The organism is Bradyrhizobium sp. th-b2 (genome assembly GCF_000426785.1).
Taxonomy (GTDB): Bacteria; Pseudomonadota; Alphaproteobacteria; order Rhizobiales; family Xanthobacteraceae; genus Bradyrhizobium; species Bradyrhizobium septentrionale.
Window position 1 is genome coordinate 69,295 of the sequence record NZ_AUGA01000023.1, and the last position, 13,545, is coordinate 82,839.

At 61.6% G+C, this 13,545-nt stretch carries 14 protein-coding genes; 7 read left to right on the forward strand and 7 right to left on the reverse strand.

Translation table 11 applies throughout. The features are described 5' to 3' along the window. The first annotated feature begins 29 nt into the window (after positions 1-29). Positions 30-2,423, forward strand: a complete 2,394-nt coding sequence (locus K359_RS0126255; RefSeq protein WP_029081979.1) for a heavy metal translocating P-type ATPase — start codon at positions 30-32, stop codon at positions 2,421-2,423. A gap of 105 nt (positions 2,424-2,528) precedes the next feature. On the opposite strand, the gene K359_RS0126260 is transcribed toward K359_RS0126255, so the two are convergent. The 3 genes from K359_RS0126260 to trxB all read right to left on the reverse strand — a co-directional run bounded on the left by K359_RS0126260 (position 2,529) and on the right by trxB (position 5,871). After that, complete coding sequence (locus K359_RS0126260; protein ID WP_029081980.1) at positions 2,529-3,446, reverse strand: 4-hydroxy-tetrahydrodipicolinate synthase; 918 nt, start codon at positions 3,444-3,446, stop codon at positions 2,529-2,531. 536 nt (positions 3,447-3,982) lie between these two features. Beyond that, entirely contained in the window at positions 3,983-4,903 is a 921-nt protein-coding gene (locus K359_RS0126270; protein ID WP_029081982.1) for a LysR family transcriptional regulator, read from the reverse strand. A 2-nt stretch (positions 4,904-4,905) separates the two neighbouring features. Continuing rightward, positions 4,906-5,871 (reverse strand): thioredoxin-disulfide reductase, encoded by a 966-nt coding sequence (gene trxB, locus K359_RS0126275; protein ID WP_029081983.1) that lies wholly within the window; start codon positions 5,869-5,871, stop codon positions 4,906-4,908. 283 nt (positions 5,872-6,154) lie between these two features. Between trxB and K359_RS0126280 the strand changes: the two genes are divergently transcribed. Continuing rightward, a complete protein-coding gene (locus K359_RS0126280) occupies positions 6,155-6,634 on the forward strand; it encodes an Lrp/AsnC family transcriptional regulator (protein WP_029081984.1) in 480 nt (159 codons plus the stop codon). Positions 6,635-6,686: 52 nt separating this feature from the next. Here K359_RS0126280 and K359_RS53070 read toward each other — a convergent pair whose 3' ends face one another. Further along, positions 6,687-7,889: an alpha/beta hydrolase gene (locus K359_RS53070; RefSeq protein ID WP_051346422.1), complete on the reverse strand. Its 1,203-nt coding sequence runs from the start codon at positions 7,887-7,889 to the stop codon at positions 6,687-6,689. Between the two features lie 371 nt (positions 7,890-8,260). Between K359_RS53070 and K359_RS53075 the strand changes: the two genes are divergently transcribed. From K359_RS53075 to K359_RS0126310, 5 genes are all read left to right on the forward strand, one after another. After that, positions 8,261-8,956: a thioesterase domain-containing protein gene (locus tag K359_RS53075; protein WP_165127766.1), complete on the forward strand. Its 696-nt coding sequence runs from the start codon at positions 8,261-8,263 to the stop codon at positions 8,954-8,956. Between the two features lie 129 nt (positions 8,957-9,085). Then, positions 9,086-9,625: a GDSL-type esterase/lipase family protein gene (locus K359_RS0126295; RefSeq protein WP_029081985.1), complete on the forward strand. Its 540-nt coding sequence runs from the start codon at positions 9,086-9,088 to the stop codon at positions 9,623-9,625. 256 nt (positions 9,626-9,881) lie between these two features. After that, positions 9,882-10,466 (forward strand): protein-S-isoprenylcysteine O-methyltransferase, encoded by a 585-nt coding sequence (locus tag K359_RS0126300; protein WP_029081986.1) that lies wholly within the window; start codon positions 9,882-9,884, stop codon positions 10,464-10,466. Positions 10,467-10,658: 192 nt separating this feature from the next. Next, entirely contained in the window at positions 10,659-10,889 is a 231-nt protein-coding gene (locus K359_RS0126305) for a hypothetical protein (RefSeq protein ID WP_051346431.1), read from the forward strand. Positions 10,890-10,975: 86 nt separating this feature from the next. Continuing rightward, positions 10,976-11,680 (forward strand): hypothetical protein, encoded by a 705-nt coding sequence (locus K359_RS0126310; RefSeq protein WP_035977171.1) that lies wholly within the window; start codon positions 10,976-10,978, stop codon positions 11,678-11,680. A gap of 225 nt (positions 11,681-11,905) precedes the next feature. On the opposite strand, the gene K359_RS0126315 is transcribed toward K359_RS0126310, so the two are convergent. From K359_RS0126315 to greA, 3 genes are all read right to left on the reverse strand, one after another. Then, entirely contained in the window at positions 11,906-12,307 is a 402-nt protein-coding gene (locus K359_RS0126315) for a DoxX family protein (protein ID WP_371261186.1), read from the reverse strand. Positions 12,308-12,403: 96 nt separating this feature from the next. After that, the gene (locus tag K359_RS0126320) at positions 12,404-12,808 is read right to left on the reverse strand and encodes a DoxX family protein (protein WP_029081990.1); all 405 of its coding nucleotides are present in this window, start codon (positions 12,806-12,808) and stop codon (positions 12,404-12,406) included. Between the two features lie 175 nt (positions 12,809-12,983). Continuing rightward, positions 12,984-13,457 carry a transcription elongation factor GreA gene (gene greA, locus K359_RS0126325; protein WP_156928677.1) on the reverse strand — a complete coding sequence of 158 codons (474 nt, stop codon included), beginning with the start codon at positions 13,455-13,457 and terminating at the stop codon, positions 12,984-12,986. Positions 13,458-13,545 lie beyond the last annotated feature (88 nt).

Here is a 13,545-nt window from a genome sequence, read left to right on the forward strand (position 1 = left end):
AGGCCGGGATACCGGCCGGGAAGAGTCTCGTGGCACACGCAGAGCATGACCATTCGCACGCGGATCACCACCATCATGGCGCGGCCGCGCATTCCTGCTGCGGCGGCAAGCATGATCACGACGCCGCGCCGGCCGAGACGGCGTCCGCGATCGATCCGGTTTGCGGCATGAAGGTCAACCCGGCGACCGCCAAGCAACGCTTCAGCTACAAGGGCGAGGAGTATCTGTTTTGCAGCGGCCGCTGCCGCGAACGCTTCGAGGCCGAGCCGGAGAAATTCCTGAAGCCGCGCGAGCCGGAGCCGCCGGCGCCCGCGGGTACGATCTACACCTGCCCGATGCACCCCGAGGTGCGTCAGGTCGGCCCCGGCTCCTGCCCGATCTGCGGCATGGCGCTCGAGCCCGAGCAGATTTCGCTCGACGACGGGCCGGATCCCGAATTGATCGACATGACGAGGCGGTTCTGGATCGCGCTGGCACTGACGCTGCCCGTGTTCGTGCTCGAGATGGGCAGCCATCTCGGGCTGGGACATCTGGTGCCGCAGGACTGGTCGAACTGGATCTCCTTCGTGCTCGCGACGCCGGTCGTGCTGTGGGCCGGCGCGCCGTTCTTCGTGCGCGGCTGGCAGTCGCTGGTCACGCGCAATCTCAACATGTTCACGCTGATCGCGATGGGTGTCGGCGTCGCCTATGTCTACAGCGTGGTTGCGACGCTGGCGCCGCAGCTGTTCCCGCCCGCCTTCCGCGGCATGCACGGCGCGGTCGCGGTGTATTTCGAGGCGGCGGCCGTGATCACGGTGCTGGTGCTGCTCGGCCAGGTGTTGGAATTGCGCGCCCGCGCCCAGACCTCGGGCGCGATCCGCGCGCTGCTCGGCCTTGCTCCCAAGACCGCGCGGCGCGTCACCGATCACGGCGATGAGGACATCGACATCGATGCGATCAAGGTCGGCGATCGCCTGCGCGTGCGCCCGGGCGAGAAGGTTCCGGTCGACGGCGTCGTCATCGAGGGCAACGCGGTGATCGACGAATCCATGGTGACGGGTGAATCGATGCCGGTCACGAAGGCCGAGGGTGAGAGCGTGATCGGCGGCACCGTCAACCAGAGCGGCGGCCTCGTGATGCGTGCCGAGAAGATCGGCCGCGACACCATGCTGTCGCGCATCGTCGACATGGTGGCGAAGGCGCAGCGCTCGCGCGCACCGATCCAGCGGCTCGCCGATCGCGTCGCCGGCTGGTTCGTGCCGGCGGTGATCGCCACAGCTGTGCTCGCCTTCATCGCCTGGACGATGTTCGGTCCGGAGCCGCGCCTGACCTTTGCGCTGGTCGCCGCCGTCACCGTGCTGATCATCGCCTGCCCCTGTGCGCTCGGGCTGGCAACGCCGATGTCAATCATGGTCGGCGTCGGCCGTGGCGCGCATTCCGGCATCCTGATCCGCGACGCGCAGGCGTTGGAGCGGATGGAGGCGGTCGACACGCTGGTCGTCGACAAGACCGGCACGCTCACCGAGGGCAAGCCGAAGGTCGTGCGGATCATTGCCGCCGAGGGGTTCGACGAGAACGATCTGCTGCGCCTTGCCGCCGGCGTCGAGCAGGGCAGCGAGCATCCGCTGGCGCAGGCGATCATCTCGGCGGCGACGGAGCGCAGGCTGGCTTCCGTTACCGTGAGCAACTTCGCCTCGCTCTCCGGCAAGGGCGCGACCGGCACCGTTGAGGGCAGGCAGGTTGCCCTCGGCAACGCCATGCTGATGGGCGACCTGAAGATCGCAACGTCGGCGCTGGATCAGGCCGCCGAGGCCGCGCGCCGGGACGGCGCCACTGCGATCTATGTCGCGGTCGATGGCCGCATCGCCGGCGCGATCGCGATTGCCGATCCGGTCAAGGCGTCGGCAGCCAACGCGCTGCAGGCGCTGCGCGCCGGGGGCCTGCGCATCGTGATGCTGACCGGCGACAATGAGACCACCGCGCGCGCGGTGGCGAAGACGCTTGGCATCGACGAAATCGAGGCCGGCGTCCTGCCGGAGCGCAAGAGCGAGGTCGTGCAGCGGCTGCGCGGCGAGGGCCGTGTCGTCGCGATGGCGGGCGACGGCGTCAATGACGCGCCGGCGCTGGCCGCCGCCGATGTCGGCATCGCGATGGGTAGCGGTACCGATGTCGCGATCGAGAGCGCCGGCATCACGCTGCTCACCGGAGATCTGATGGGTCTCGTCCGCGCGCGGCGATTGTCGGTCGGGACCATGCGCAACATCCGCCAGAACCTGGCGTTTGCCTTCGTCTACAACGCCGCCGGCGTGCCGATCGCGGCCGGCGTGCTATATCCGCTGTTCGGCATCCTGCTGTCGCCGATCGTCGCCGCCGCAGCGATGGCGCTGTCCTCGGTCAGCGTGATCGGCAACGCGCTGCGGCTGTCACGCGTGAAGCTGGATTGAGTCGACGAGATCGGTAGCCCGGATGAAGCGCAGCGAAATCCGGGGCCGATCTCACCAAGTGGTGAGGACACCGGATTACGCTTCGCTGCATCCAGGCTACGGTATTTACGCTGGCTGCAGCAGAAGCTGTGCGCGCCGCTCGATCTCCGCATCGAGCCAGGTCGCGAGATCCTCGCTCACCTCCACCATCGGCAGCCGCACCTCGGGGCTGTCGATCAGCCCCTGCCGCCACAGCCAGTGCTTCGCCGGCGCGGGGCTCGGCTCGGCGAACAACAGCCGGGTCAGGCCGACGACGCTCTGCCAGGCGGTCAGTGCCGCGTCGCGCTGGCCCTGCTTCAACAACGTGCGGATCGAAGCGAAAATGTTTGTTTCCAAATGTGCGGACAGCAGGATCGCGCCGTCGGCCCCGTCGGAGAGCGCATCGAATGTCTGTGCATCCTCGCCGGTCAGCACGCGGAAGCCCGCCGGCCGCCGGCTGAGGAAGTCGATCGACTGCGCGCGGTCAGCGCAGCAATCCTTCATGCCGGCGATGTTCGGATGTTCGGCGAGCGTCAGCAGCGTCTCGTTGGTCAGGTTCACCGCCGTGCGATAGGGAATGTTGTAGAGCACGATGGGCCATGCCGCATGATCGGCAAGCGCGTTGAAGTGCTGCACGAGCCCGCGTTGCGACGGTCGCGTGTAGTACGGGCTCGCGATCAGATAGCCGTTGATCGGCCAGTCGGCGGTGTCATCCAGCACATGCTTCATCCGGGCGGTCGAGGCGCCGGAGAGCCCGAGAACGACCGGCAGATGGCGGGAGCTGGCACTGAGCTCGGCGAGCACGACGCTCACTAACCCCTCGAGTTCATCGGTGCTGAGCGCCATGCCTTCACCGGACGTTGCGCCGAGGATGAAGCCGTCGACCGGGCCGCTGGCGTAGTGCCGCACGAGGCGGCGCAGCGAGGTGACGTCGAGCTCGCCGTCGCGGAACGGCGTGATCAGGGGCAGCCAGAGGCCCTGCAATTGCAGGTGTAAGTCAGTCATGTTCCATCTCCTAAGGGGGCAAAGCCGGAGACGGGACCAACAAAAAACCCCGTCCAGGCGGCGGGGTTCGGGATCGGTTTGAATGCGAAGGTGATCTTATCGCGCGCGATCTCGTGTCCCCGGGAGGGGAACTTTTTTCGACGACAGAACGGCGCACAAAGTCGTGATCATGGGATAATGATGCTGCGCTGCGAGGTTGTTGTCAATGCACGCGCTGATCGGGGCGTGCGGCAGGTCTGAGCGTGACATAGCGATGAAAAGATACGGCGATGAAAAAAAGCCGGGCTCGAGAGAGCCCGGCTTAAGGTATTGGCCACGTGAGGCCGACACAATCACCTTCCAAGAGGGATTACTGAACTTCCGCGCCACTGGAGGAGGGGGACATATGCGCGACGCGACCGCTCAGCGTGTAAGCAATATGATCCCCATCGGCGCCCTGCAGCAACTATCCAGGTCGCATGTCAGTCATGCGGAGATTCAGGGGCCTCTTGGGGCAGCGCGGAAAATCCATAACCCAGCCCATAAGGGCGGCTTAATCAGGACGGCCAGCGCTGCGCCTTGCTGACCACGAAGTCGCGGAACACCTGCACCCGGGCCACCGTCTTCAGCTCTTCCGGATAAACGAAGTAGGTGTCGAGCGCGATCGAGTCGGACTCGCCGAACAGCTGCACGAGATTGTTCTGTTCGACCAGATAGTCCGGCAGCGCGGCGATGCCGAGGCCCTGCTGGCAGGCGCGCACAAGGCCCAGGATGTTGTTGACCTTGAAATAGGGCTCGCGCGGACCGGAGCCGTTGCGGCCGGCATCGATCAGCCAGCTGCGGTTCTGCAGATGCGGCGGCACCTGCGAGTCGCCGAGCATGATGATGCGGTGCGAGTCGAGATCATCCAGCGTCCGCGGCGTACCGAAGCGCTTGATGTATTCCGGCGAGCAATAGGCATGGAAGCCGATCGAGAACAGCTTGCGCTGGATCAGGTCGGGCTGGGTCGGCTTGCGGGTGCGGATCGCGACATCAGCCTCGCGCATCGACAGGTCGAGATCCTCGTCGGTGACGATCAGCGAAATCCGGATGTCCGGATAGAGCGCAACGAACTCGTCGAGCCGCGGGATCAGCCAGTTGATGCCGAGCGCGGGCGGCGTGGTGATCTTGAGGTCGCCGCTCGGCCGCTCGCGGCTGTCGGTGAGCTTGGCGCGGGCCGCCTGCAACTGCATGAACACGTCATGCGCGGTGCGGAACAACAGGTCGCCCTGTTCGGTGAGGATCAGGCCGCGGGCATGGCGGTGAAACAGCGAAACCGAGAGCTCCTGCTCCAGCGCGCTGACCTGGCGGGAGACCGCCGATTGCGACAGGCCGAGCTGTTCGCCGGCATGCGTGAAGCTGCCAGCCTCAGCCGCTGCGTGAAAGACCTTCAGCTTGTCCCAATCCATATCTGTAAATCCGTCGCGAGATCGTGCCATGATTATTCCGCCGCTGCGCGATCGCTCGCGCGAAGAGCCAGGAAGCGTTCCGCCTCGAGCGCTGCCATGCAGCCGAGGCCGGCGGCGGTGACCGCCTGCCGGAAGGTTTCGTCCGCCACGTCGCCCGCGGCGAACAGGCCGGGCACCGAGGTCGCCGTGGAGTTCGGCGCCACCTCGACATAGCCCGACGGTTTCAGCCTGATCTGGCCTTTGACGAGCTCGGTCGCCGGCGCATGGCCGATCGCGACGAAGACGCCGTCGGTCTTGAGGTCGGTCAGCGCGCCGGTCTTGACGTTCTTCAACCGCACATGGGTGACCTTGCTCGGATTCTCCGAACCGCAGATCTCGTCGATCGCGGAGTCCCACACCACCTTGATCTTGGGATGCTTGAACAGCCGCTCCTGCAGGATGCGCTCGGCGCGGAACTGGTTGCGGCGATGCACGATGGTGACCTTCGTGGCGTGATTGGTCAGGTACAGCGCCTCCTCGACCGCGGTGTTGCCGCCGCCGACCACCACGACTTCCTTGTTACGGTAGAAGAAGCCGTCGCAGGTCGCGCAGGCCGACACGCCGCCGCCCTGAAATTTCTCTTCCGAGGGAAGCCCGAGCCAGCGCGCCTGGGCGCCGGTGGCGAGGACGACGGTCTCGGCGAGATAGACGTCGCCGGAGTCGCAGGTCAGGCGGAACGGCCGCTGGCCGAGCTCCAGCTTGGTGACGAGGTCGGTGACGATCTTGGTGCCGACATGGGCTGCCTGCTTCTCCATCTGCTCCATCAGCCAAGGGCCCTGGATCACATCGGCGAAGCCCGGATAGTTTTCGACATCGGTGGTGATGACGAGCTGCCCGCCCGGCTGAATGCCCTGGATCAGGATCGGTTCGAGCATCGCGCGCGCCGCGTAGATCGCTGCGGTGTAACCGGCGGGGCCGGACCCGATGATGACGACCTTGGCATGGGTAGGCGCGGGCATTGTGAGATCCCTCTCTTTTGGGGATTTTGATCAAGGACTTGTGCGGGAAGCGCCCCGGAAACGGTCACGGCGGCGCCAAAAGTGTCAAATCCAAGTCTAGGATATCTGGGAAGCTATGCAAGATTTGCAATCCATGGCAGCGATTTTTCCCCGGAACTGAAGGTCACAATCGCGAAATCCTGCGCTGCACGCGCAATAAAATTGCGCAAGGTGGGCTGGCTGCGCTATGAGAGTTGCCGGCAGACCTGCCAAGCCTTCCAAACCCCAGGGGAACTGTAGTCGCGTGTCGAAGAACCTTGACGAGATCGACCTCAAAATCCTCGCCGAGATCCAGGCTGATGGTCGAATCACCAACGTGGAACTGGCCAAACGCGTCGGTATCTCGCCGCCGCCCTGCCTGCGCAGGGTCCGGGCGCTGGAGGAGGAAGGCTACATCCAGGGATATCGCGGTCTGCTCGATCCGCGCCGCCTCGGCTACGACGTCACGGTGTTCGCCTCGGTGCATCTGTCGAGCCAGGCCGATGCCGATCTGCGCGCCTTCGAGAATTTCGTGCGCGCCGAGCCGTTGGTGCGGGAATGCTGGATGCTGTCGGGCGAGGTTGATTTCATCCTCAAATGCGTCGCCCCCGACATGGCGACGTTCCAGGATTTCGTCACGCATCTGACGGCCGCACCGCATGTGCGCAACGTCAGGACCTCGCTCGTTCTGCACAACTCGAAATACGAAGCCGCGGTGCCGCTGGGACTGAAGGCGGCGGGTTAGCGCCGTGGCGCGTCATTTCGGGGCGATGCGTTGGCTGGAGCGAAGAGTCTACTCAATTTCGGGCTGTCATCACCGAACCGTTTGCCTCGAATAGTTCAACAGCCCCGGACGGTGAAGTCGCGACGTTGAACTCGAGCGGGCCGCAAGTAATCACGCAGTAGTCGTAGACCGAGCGCCGGTCGTTTCCCATCAAGAACTGATAGTGCATCTGCATAAAGTTGAATCGATGACGTCTGAAGCGGATCGGATCCACCATTGAATGTATTTGGACGCGCCGAATCTTTGGGCGCCCTTCTGAATGGCCTCGACCGATACGTTTCAGCGTGACGGGGTCGAAGCGATAGAAACTGATTGCGTCATCTCGCGCCTGGTATTCGACCCAGCCGATGGCAGGCGTTCCAGCTACAAGTTGTGCCGCTTCCCGTATTTGGTTGCCCATCGGATGCAACGAGAATTTGGGAATAGTGGCGCCTATAGTGAGAATGCACAACTTCGGTCCTCGCGTTTCAAGCAGAGGATCCAACTTTAGCGCGCGCGCGACCGCCGCTATCGAGAGCGCAGCGCCGAGGGAATGGCCAACAATCAGAATTTCATCAACGTCTGCGGCCCGAGCTTTTCTTGATATCACGGCCGCAAAATCGTTGAGTCGTTCATCAACTTCGCTTCTTTGCCCGTAAAGAAACTGGTGGGAAAAAATAGCGTCGTCGAGAATGTGATTTATCCGACGCTTGGGTCCAATCCAGAGGACCGCGCTGATGAAGATGGCAAGTGATAGAAAAATGCCAAGCAGCAACTGCTCTACCCAGAATGTAGCGGGTATCGGCCTGACCACCAGATAGGAGAGCCCGGCGCTGAAAAGTGCAATCAACAGCAAACAGCAATATGGAAAGAGGAAGAAGAGAGCGTATTTCCAGCTTGCGATCGCATATCTGAATACTGTTCCGGTCAAGATGAAGTCGAACAGCGCGACCGTGGACTGAACCAGCCGAGGTACCATCCCGACTCCGGAATCGCGCCGGATGAGATCGTCCCAGCGGAGCATCTCGAAGGTGATGCAGGTCTTCCAGTTCGGTCCCCATGCTTCCAGGTTGCATGAAGCATTGACTGCAGATGCGTTCGAGATTTCCGACAGCCGTGAAGAAGCGCCCCAAATCTTTTCGAAGCTCGACAGCGAGCGGCGCAAGCGTTCAACCTGCTCTTCTGGAGTGATTGGATCGTAACCACCAATGTGGAAGACGTGCCGTCGTTGAATCATCCAGCAACTCGAATCTGCAAACGGATCGATAGTTTACCGGGAAATCTTACGACGCTGATCCTGAAATCCCAGGTGAACTTGACATGGATCATGTGGATCTAGGCTTACGAATTTACCACTCGATCTGCTTGGTGCACCATGGAGATTGGCCTTGACTGAAAAAAATGCGGCTGACGGCTCCAGAATGAGAGCCAAGTGACCGCCGGGTGGTGACGAACGGTCGTCGCTTGATCGCTTCTTTCGGTGTGGCAAATCCGTGACAGCCAGCCAATTGGCGTGCCTCGACACGTTTCCAGCAATGGTTTCTTGATTGTCCGATTCCAAAGTCTGATTTAATGCCGCTGGACTTGAGGTTGGCGGGGAATCCAGAAATGGAGAGATTGCGTTACAGCGCGGCGCTGGTATGCGCCGTCTTGACGGTTCTTTTTGCGAGCAGCTTGCATTTGAACGGCGCGGCTCAGGCGAGTCCTGCAATAACCGTTGCAATGAGATCGACCGGTTCGCCCGCTCGACTGCATTCTTCCACGGCGCACGTCTATTTGTTCCGCGGGTTATTGAACGTCTTTTCCTTGGGCATGGACGGCCTTGCCGCCCAGTTGCGAGCGGCTGGCATCGCCGCGGCTGTCGCCAATCACACTCAGTGGAGAAGCGTTGCCGACGACATCGTCGCAAAATATCGAGCGGGCCAGCGTGGGCCTATCATACTGGTCGGGCACTCTCTTGGTGCGGATGCCGTGATGTCGATGGCGGAGTACCTTGGCCAAATGGGAGTGCCGGTCGCCTTGGTTGTGCCATTCGACGGAACATCGCCTCACGTGGCGACGGCGAATGTCGCGCGGGTTCTGAATTTGTACAAGAATGAAGGCGTCCGAATAAGCCGCGGCCCCGGCTTCCGTGGCGAGCTTACAAACTTTTATGTTCGTGATGCAAACGTCAGTCACTTCAACATCGACAAAAGCGCGGCGCTGCATAGCATGGTCATACGAAAGATCAGGGCGATCGGATCCGCCCGCCCGCGGCTACACCAGAGTCCTTTGCCTGCAACCGGAGCTTCCTCCAATTCCTAGCATGATGTCCGAAAGGCAGTTTGAAGGCGCTGTTCGACGCAACGAGCGGGGCTGGACGTCGCACCTCTCCTGAAACCCGGTGTCGGTGTATATCCTCCTTTAGCACTTCAGCCGGTGAGGCAACTGGTGATGACGTTCAGGAAAGTCTCGATTGCCATAGCCATGTGTATCCTGGCGATCGTGTGCGCCGGCTTTACAAAGCCGATTCGTGTCGTGGCGGTCGGCGCAAGCAACACGCAAGGGTGGTACGTCGGGAAGCAGGGCGCTTACCCAGCCAAGTTAGAGGTCCTGCTGAGAGAGAAGGGCGTCAGTGCGAACGTCATCAATGCCGGCGTTCCATTTGATACAACGGTCGGCATGCTCAAGCGCATTGATAGCGATGTGCCAAGGGGAACCGACATCGTCATCCTGCAGCCCGGGGGCAATGACAGGCGTTTCCTTGTTACGAAAGAGCAGCGGGCGGCCAATATCGCGGCGATGGAGCGGCGATTGCGTGATCGCGCCATCAAAGTGATCGTGTATGACGAAGAAATTCCTCCGCAGTATTACGCTTTTGACTTCATCCACCTCACGGCTGACGGCCATGCTTTCATTGCGTCGCGGTTACTCCCGCGCGTGTTGGCGATGATAGACCGGAGAGCCATCGTGGCTTCGCCGCAGGCGAGATAGATAGAGCTGACACGACCACTGCCGCCCACCGCGTTGGGTCAACCGTCCCAAAAGAGCGAACCCGGCAACGCGTCCGCCTTGGATTCTACCCGGCGCACTGTCAACTTATCGGTGGCAACGACCTGCAAGCCCTGTATGATTGCTTCATGTTGGTCAGTGGATCTGTTTCAGTCAAATCTCAGACGCTCGCTAAGGACGGCGCCGTTTCGATGGTCGGCAAGGATGGCGCGCCAGCGAAACGAGCCCTTGGCCCACGATGACGCCTGGCATTGCCAAGTTCGTGTTCGTGATGATGGCGGTTGGTTGGTATCTGATCCGCTACAGATACGCACGTCGTGCTCGCCGTGAAAAGGTCGTGCGGAGCGCCCGCGGCGCTCGCGAGAACGCCCTGCTGCTGATATCGCTCACGGGTCTTGGCATTGTGCCGTTCATCTATGTGGCAACGGCCATACCTCATTTCGCATCGTACGACTTCCAGCCAGCTCAAGCCTGGCTGGGCGTTGTCGTGGCGATCGCAGCGCTGGTCATGTTCCGGCTAACCCATCGCGCTCTCGGTCGAAACTGGTCGTTAAGCCTCGACGTGCGGGAAAATCATCACCTGATCACAACCGGGATCTATCGAAAGATCCGGCACCCCATGTATTCCGCATTCTGGCTTTGGGCTGTCGCCCAGGCATTGCTGTTGCCGAATTTGGTAGCCGGTTTTGCCGGCCTGATCGGATTTGGCGTGCTGTTTTTCGGCCGTGTTGCCAGAGAAGAGCAGATGATGCTGGAAACGTTCGGCAACGAGTATCGCCAGTATATGGCCCGGACCGGGCGCATTATGCCGAGGTTGTTCTAAGCCGGCTGTACCAGGTCGGGTCTTGCCCGAATCTGCATTCAGATACCGAGGCCAAGCAATCATCCGTGTCGATTTTGCCACATCCGGCAAAGAAACGACCGCACGACCACAACCTTCGGCACAGCGTTAATTACACCGCACCCGTCAGAGGGTATGGTGTTCACACTCAAGTTTTCCACCTCGGAGATGACGATGCTGAAGTTTCTGGTTGCTGGAGTTGCAACGTTTGGTTTCGTGGCTGCTGCCAGCGCAGCTGACCTCCCCCGCCCGCAGCCGGTCGCTGAACAGGCTCCGATTGGCAAGGCGCCAATCGGCAAGTACCCGGTCGGCAAGTACCCGGTCGGCAAGTACCCGGTCGGCAAGTACCCGGTCGGCAAGTACCCGGTCGGCAAGGCTCCGGCCCCGATCGTAACCAAGGGTTAATCCGAGGATCGCCCGGGCAGCGCATTCCTGCAGTTTTTGCGGACGGCGCTGTCTGGGGGATGTCTTGCCCTTGTGAGGGTCTGAAGGTGCCAAAATCGAAGCGGACACAGACCGGCCTGCGGCTGCTCGCCGGAATCGGTGTCGTTGCGGCTTCCGTGACTTTGGAGGTCGGCATCAGTCATGCGCAGCAATTGGCTGCGCAAACGGATCAAGCCCCGCTGCAGCAGGACAAGCCGCGCAAGCCATCGTCAAGGTCGGCTGTGGCGGCGGCCGTTGCCGGACCGGGTGCTTCTGTTTCTGGAGCAGACGCGAAACCGGTTCGAAGGTCTGCGGCCAAAGGGCCGTACTACGTGGACTTTCGTGCCCGAACCGCTGCCTCTTACGGGCATGCGTTCGTTTGGTACGGCAAGACAAGCGAGAAGATGGTCGAAGTCGCCGGGCTGCACCCGGCGGGCGACGTTCTGCCCTATATGCTGGGACATCTGACCTGGGTGCCCTCTGAGACGGGGGCAAGTTACGGCGACCTTGACGTGCAGTATTTGTTGGCCAGCTATCGCGTGTACTTAAGTGAGGCCGACGCGAAGAAGGTCTTTGCGTACATCAAGCATCTTCAGGCGACCTCGCCCCTCTGGAACGCGGAAACGACCAATTGCACGGCTTTTATTGGTCGCATAGCCAGCTTCATGGGCTTGAAGACTCCATTTCATTTGCAGAAGCCTGAGGACTACGTAAACCAGTTGAAAGACATGAACGACGGGCGCCAGACGGTGCAACTCGCGTCGGATCGTTAGCTTTCTCGGTCAAGGATGTTCAGGCGCTGTCTGGGCCGGTTTGAAGATCGGCCCCGGGGCCCTGCCCATCTTGCAACGCTCCTCGGGTTGCTCCCATCGCGCTTGGACAGCCTCCTCAGGCTCTCCTGGCTTATTCCTTCATTGTTCGACGGGATTGCCGCTGTCGGTCGTATGGCGCCGCCGCGAAGAATCCGTCCCGGCTGAGCGGGACGGATCTCAGCGTTGTCACTTCCTGCCCATCGCGGCGTCGACGCTGATCGGACCTGGGCCCGAGGTCGCGAGATACAGGCAGGCGAAGCAGAACAGGATCGCAAGTGTGCCATTGTTGAGCAGCGGAAAGAAGCTTACCGGCGCGTGCTCGATGAAATATGCAAAGGCCATCTCGCCCGAGAGGATGAAGGCAACGATCCGGGTCAACAGGCCCAGCGTCAGCATTCCGCCGAGCACCAGTTCGAACATGCCGGCGACGCCGAACAGCGAGAACGGCGTCACCTCGGCGAACATCTCGACGTGCGGAAACTTGAACAGCTTGGCGACGCCGAACTGCAAGAGCAGCAGCCCGGTGATGAAGCGAAAGAGGCTCAGCAGATAGGGCTGAGCGATTGCGCCGAGGCGATCCAGGTCCATGTTGCTCTCCAAAAGAAAACGCGCGCCGTTGCGAGCGCGCATTATGGAGAATGAAACGGCGCTGTCACGCCTTGCGTGCGGTTCCTTGCTGGAGCCCTAGGCGGTCTTACCCTCGCGGATCGCGTCCAGGCTCAAGGGTCCGGGGCCGGCGAACACGAAATAGAGGAAGACGAAACAGTAGACCGCGGCGAGTTCGCCCCCGTTCAGGATCGGATAGAAGCTCTTGCCCGCATGCGCCATGAAGTAGGCGACGGCGGTGAAGCCCGAGAGGATGAAGGCCACCGGCCGGGTGAACAGGCCAATCACGAACAGGACGCCGCCGATGAGTTCGATCAATCCGCCGATGCCCGTCAGCGAGCCGATCTGAACATTGGCGAAATTCGGAACGGTGGGAAAGCCGAGAATCTTCGCGGTGCCGTGCTGGAGCAGGCTGAGGCCGGTGAAGATACGAAGGATGCTTAGAAGGCTGGGCGAATACCGCCCGACGAGAGTGCTGATCATGTATGCTGTCCCCGGATAGTTATGCTATATAATCATTCCGGGGCGGAGCTATTAACAAGTTAAGCAGATTTGACAACTCACAATCCTGTCAGAGCGGTGAAGGGTTGACAGACCGTGCAGCAAAAAGGGCCGCGTGCGATACGCGGCCTTTTTCGCACAAGTTACTTGAGAGTAACTATCGCCATTCGACCTTGGTGATCTCGTAGGCCTTGGCGCCACCGGGCGCCATCACCTCGACGGTGGCGCCCTTCTTCTTGCCGATCAGCGCGCGCGCGAGCGGCGAGGTGATGGAGATGCGGCCCTTCTTGGCGTCGGCCTCGACCTCGCCGACCAGTTGCCACACCGCTTTCTTCTCGGTGTCCTCATCGATCAGCGTCACGGTCGCACCGAACTTAATGGTGTCGCCTGACAGTTTCGAAATGTCGATGATGTCGGCGCGCGCGAGCTTATCCTCGAGCTCGGCGATGCGGCCCTCGTTGTGCGACTGCTCTTCCTTCGCCGCGTGATACTCGGCGTTCTCGGAGAGATCGCCGTGCGAGCGCGCCTCCGCGATGTGTTCGATGATGCGCGGACGATCCACCGATTGGCGATGCTTCAACTCGTCCGTCAGCGCGGCGTATCCACCCGCGGTCATCGGAACCTTATCCATCATCTTGGTCCTTCATCGTGCGCACCCGGCGGCGTGCACGAATATCCAGTTCAGCTAACGCAGGAATCAGGGCGCCAACGCGCCCGGA

Coding starts and splice junctions, on each gene's coding strand:
- K359_RS0126260 (WP_029081980.1), bottom strand. CDS start 3,446: ATGACTGACTTACACCTGCAATTGCAGGGCCTCTGGCTGCCCCTGATC.
- K359_RS0126270 (WP_029081982.1), bottom strand. CDS start 4,903: ATGGCACGATCTCGCGACGGATTTACAGATATGGATTGGGACAAGCTG.
- trxB (WP_029081983.1), bottom strand. CDS start 5,871: ATGCCCGCGCCTACCCATGCCAAGGTCGTCATCATCGGGTCCGGCCCC.
- K359_RS53070 (WP_051346422.1), bottom strand. CDS start 7,889: ATGATTCAACGACGGCACGTCTTCCACATTGGTGGTTACGATCCAATC.
- K359_RS53075 (WP_165127766.1), top strand. CDS start 8,261: ATGGAGAGATTGCGTTACAGCGCGGCGCTGGTATGCGCCGTCTTGACG.
- K359_RS0126295 (WP_029081985.1), top strand. CDS start 9,086: ATGACGTTCAGGAAAGTCTCGATTGCCATAGCCATGTGTATCCTGGCG.
- K359_RS0126300 (WP_029081986.1), top strand. CDS start 9,882: ATGACGCCTGGCATTGCCAAGTTCGTGTTCGTGATGATGGCGGTTGGT.
- K359_RS0126305 (WP_051346431.1), top strand. CDS start 10,659: ATGCTGAAGTTTCTGGTTGCTGGAGTTGCAACGTTTGGTTTCGTGGCT.
- K359_RS0126315 (WP_371261186.1), bottom strand. CDS start 12,307: ATGGACCTGGATCGCCTCGGCGCAATCGCTCAGCCCTATCTGCTGAGC.
- K359_RS0126320 (WP_029081990.1), bottom strand. CDS start 12,808: ATGATCAGCACTCTCGTCGGGCGGTATTCGCCCAGCCTTCTAAGCATC.
- greA (WP_156928677.1), bottom strand. CDS start 13,457: ATGGATAAGGTTCCGATGACCGCGGGTGGATACGCCGCGCTGACGGAC.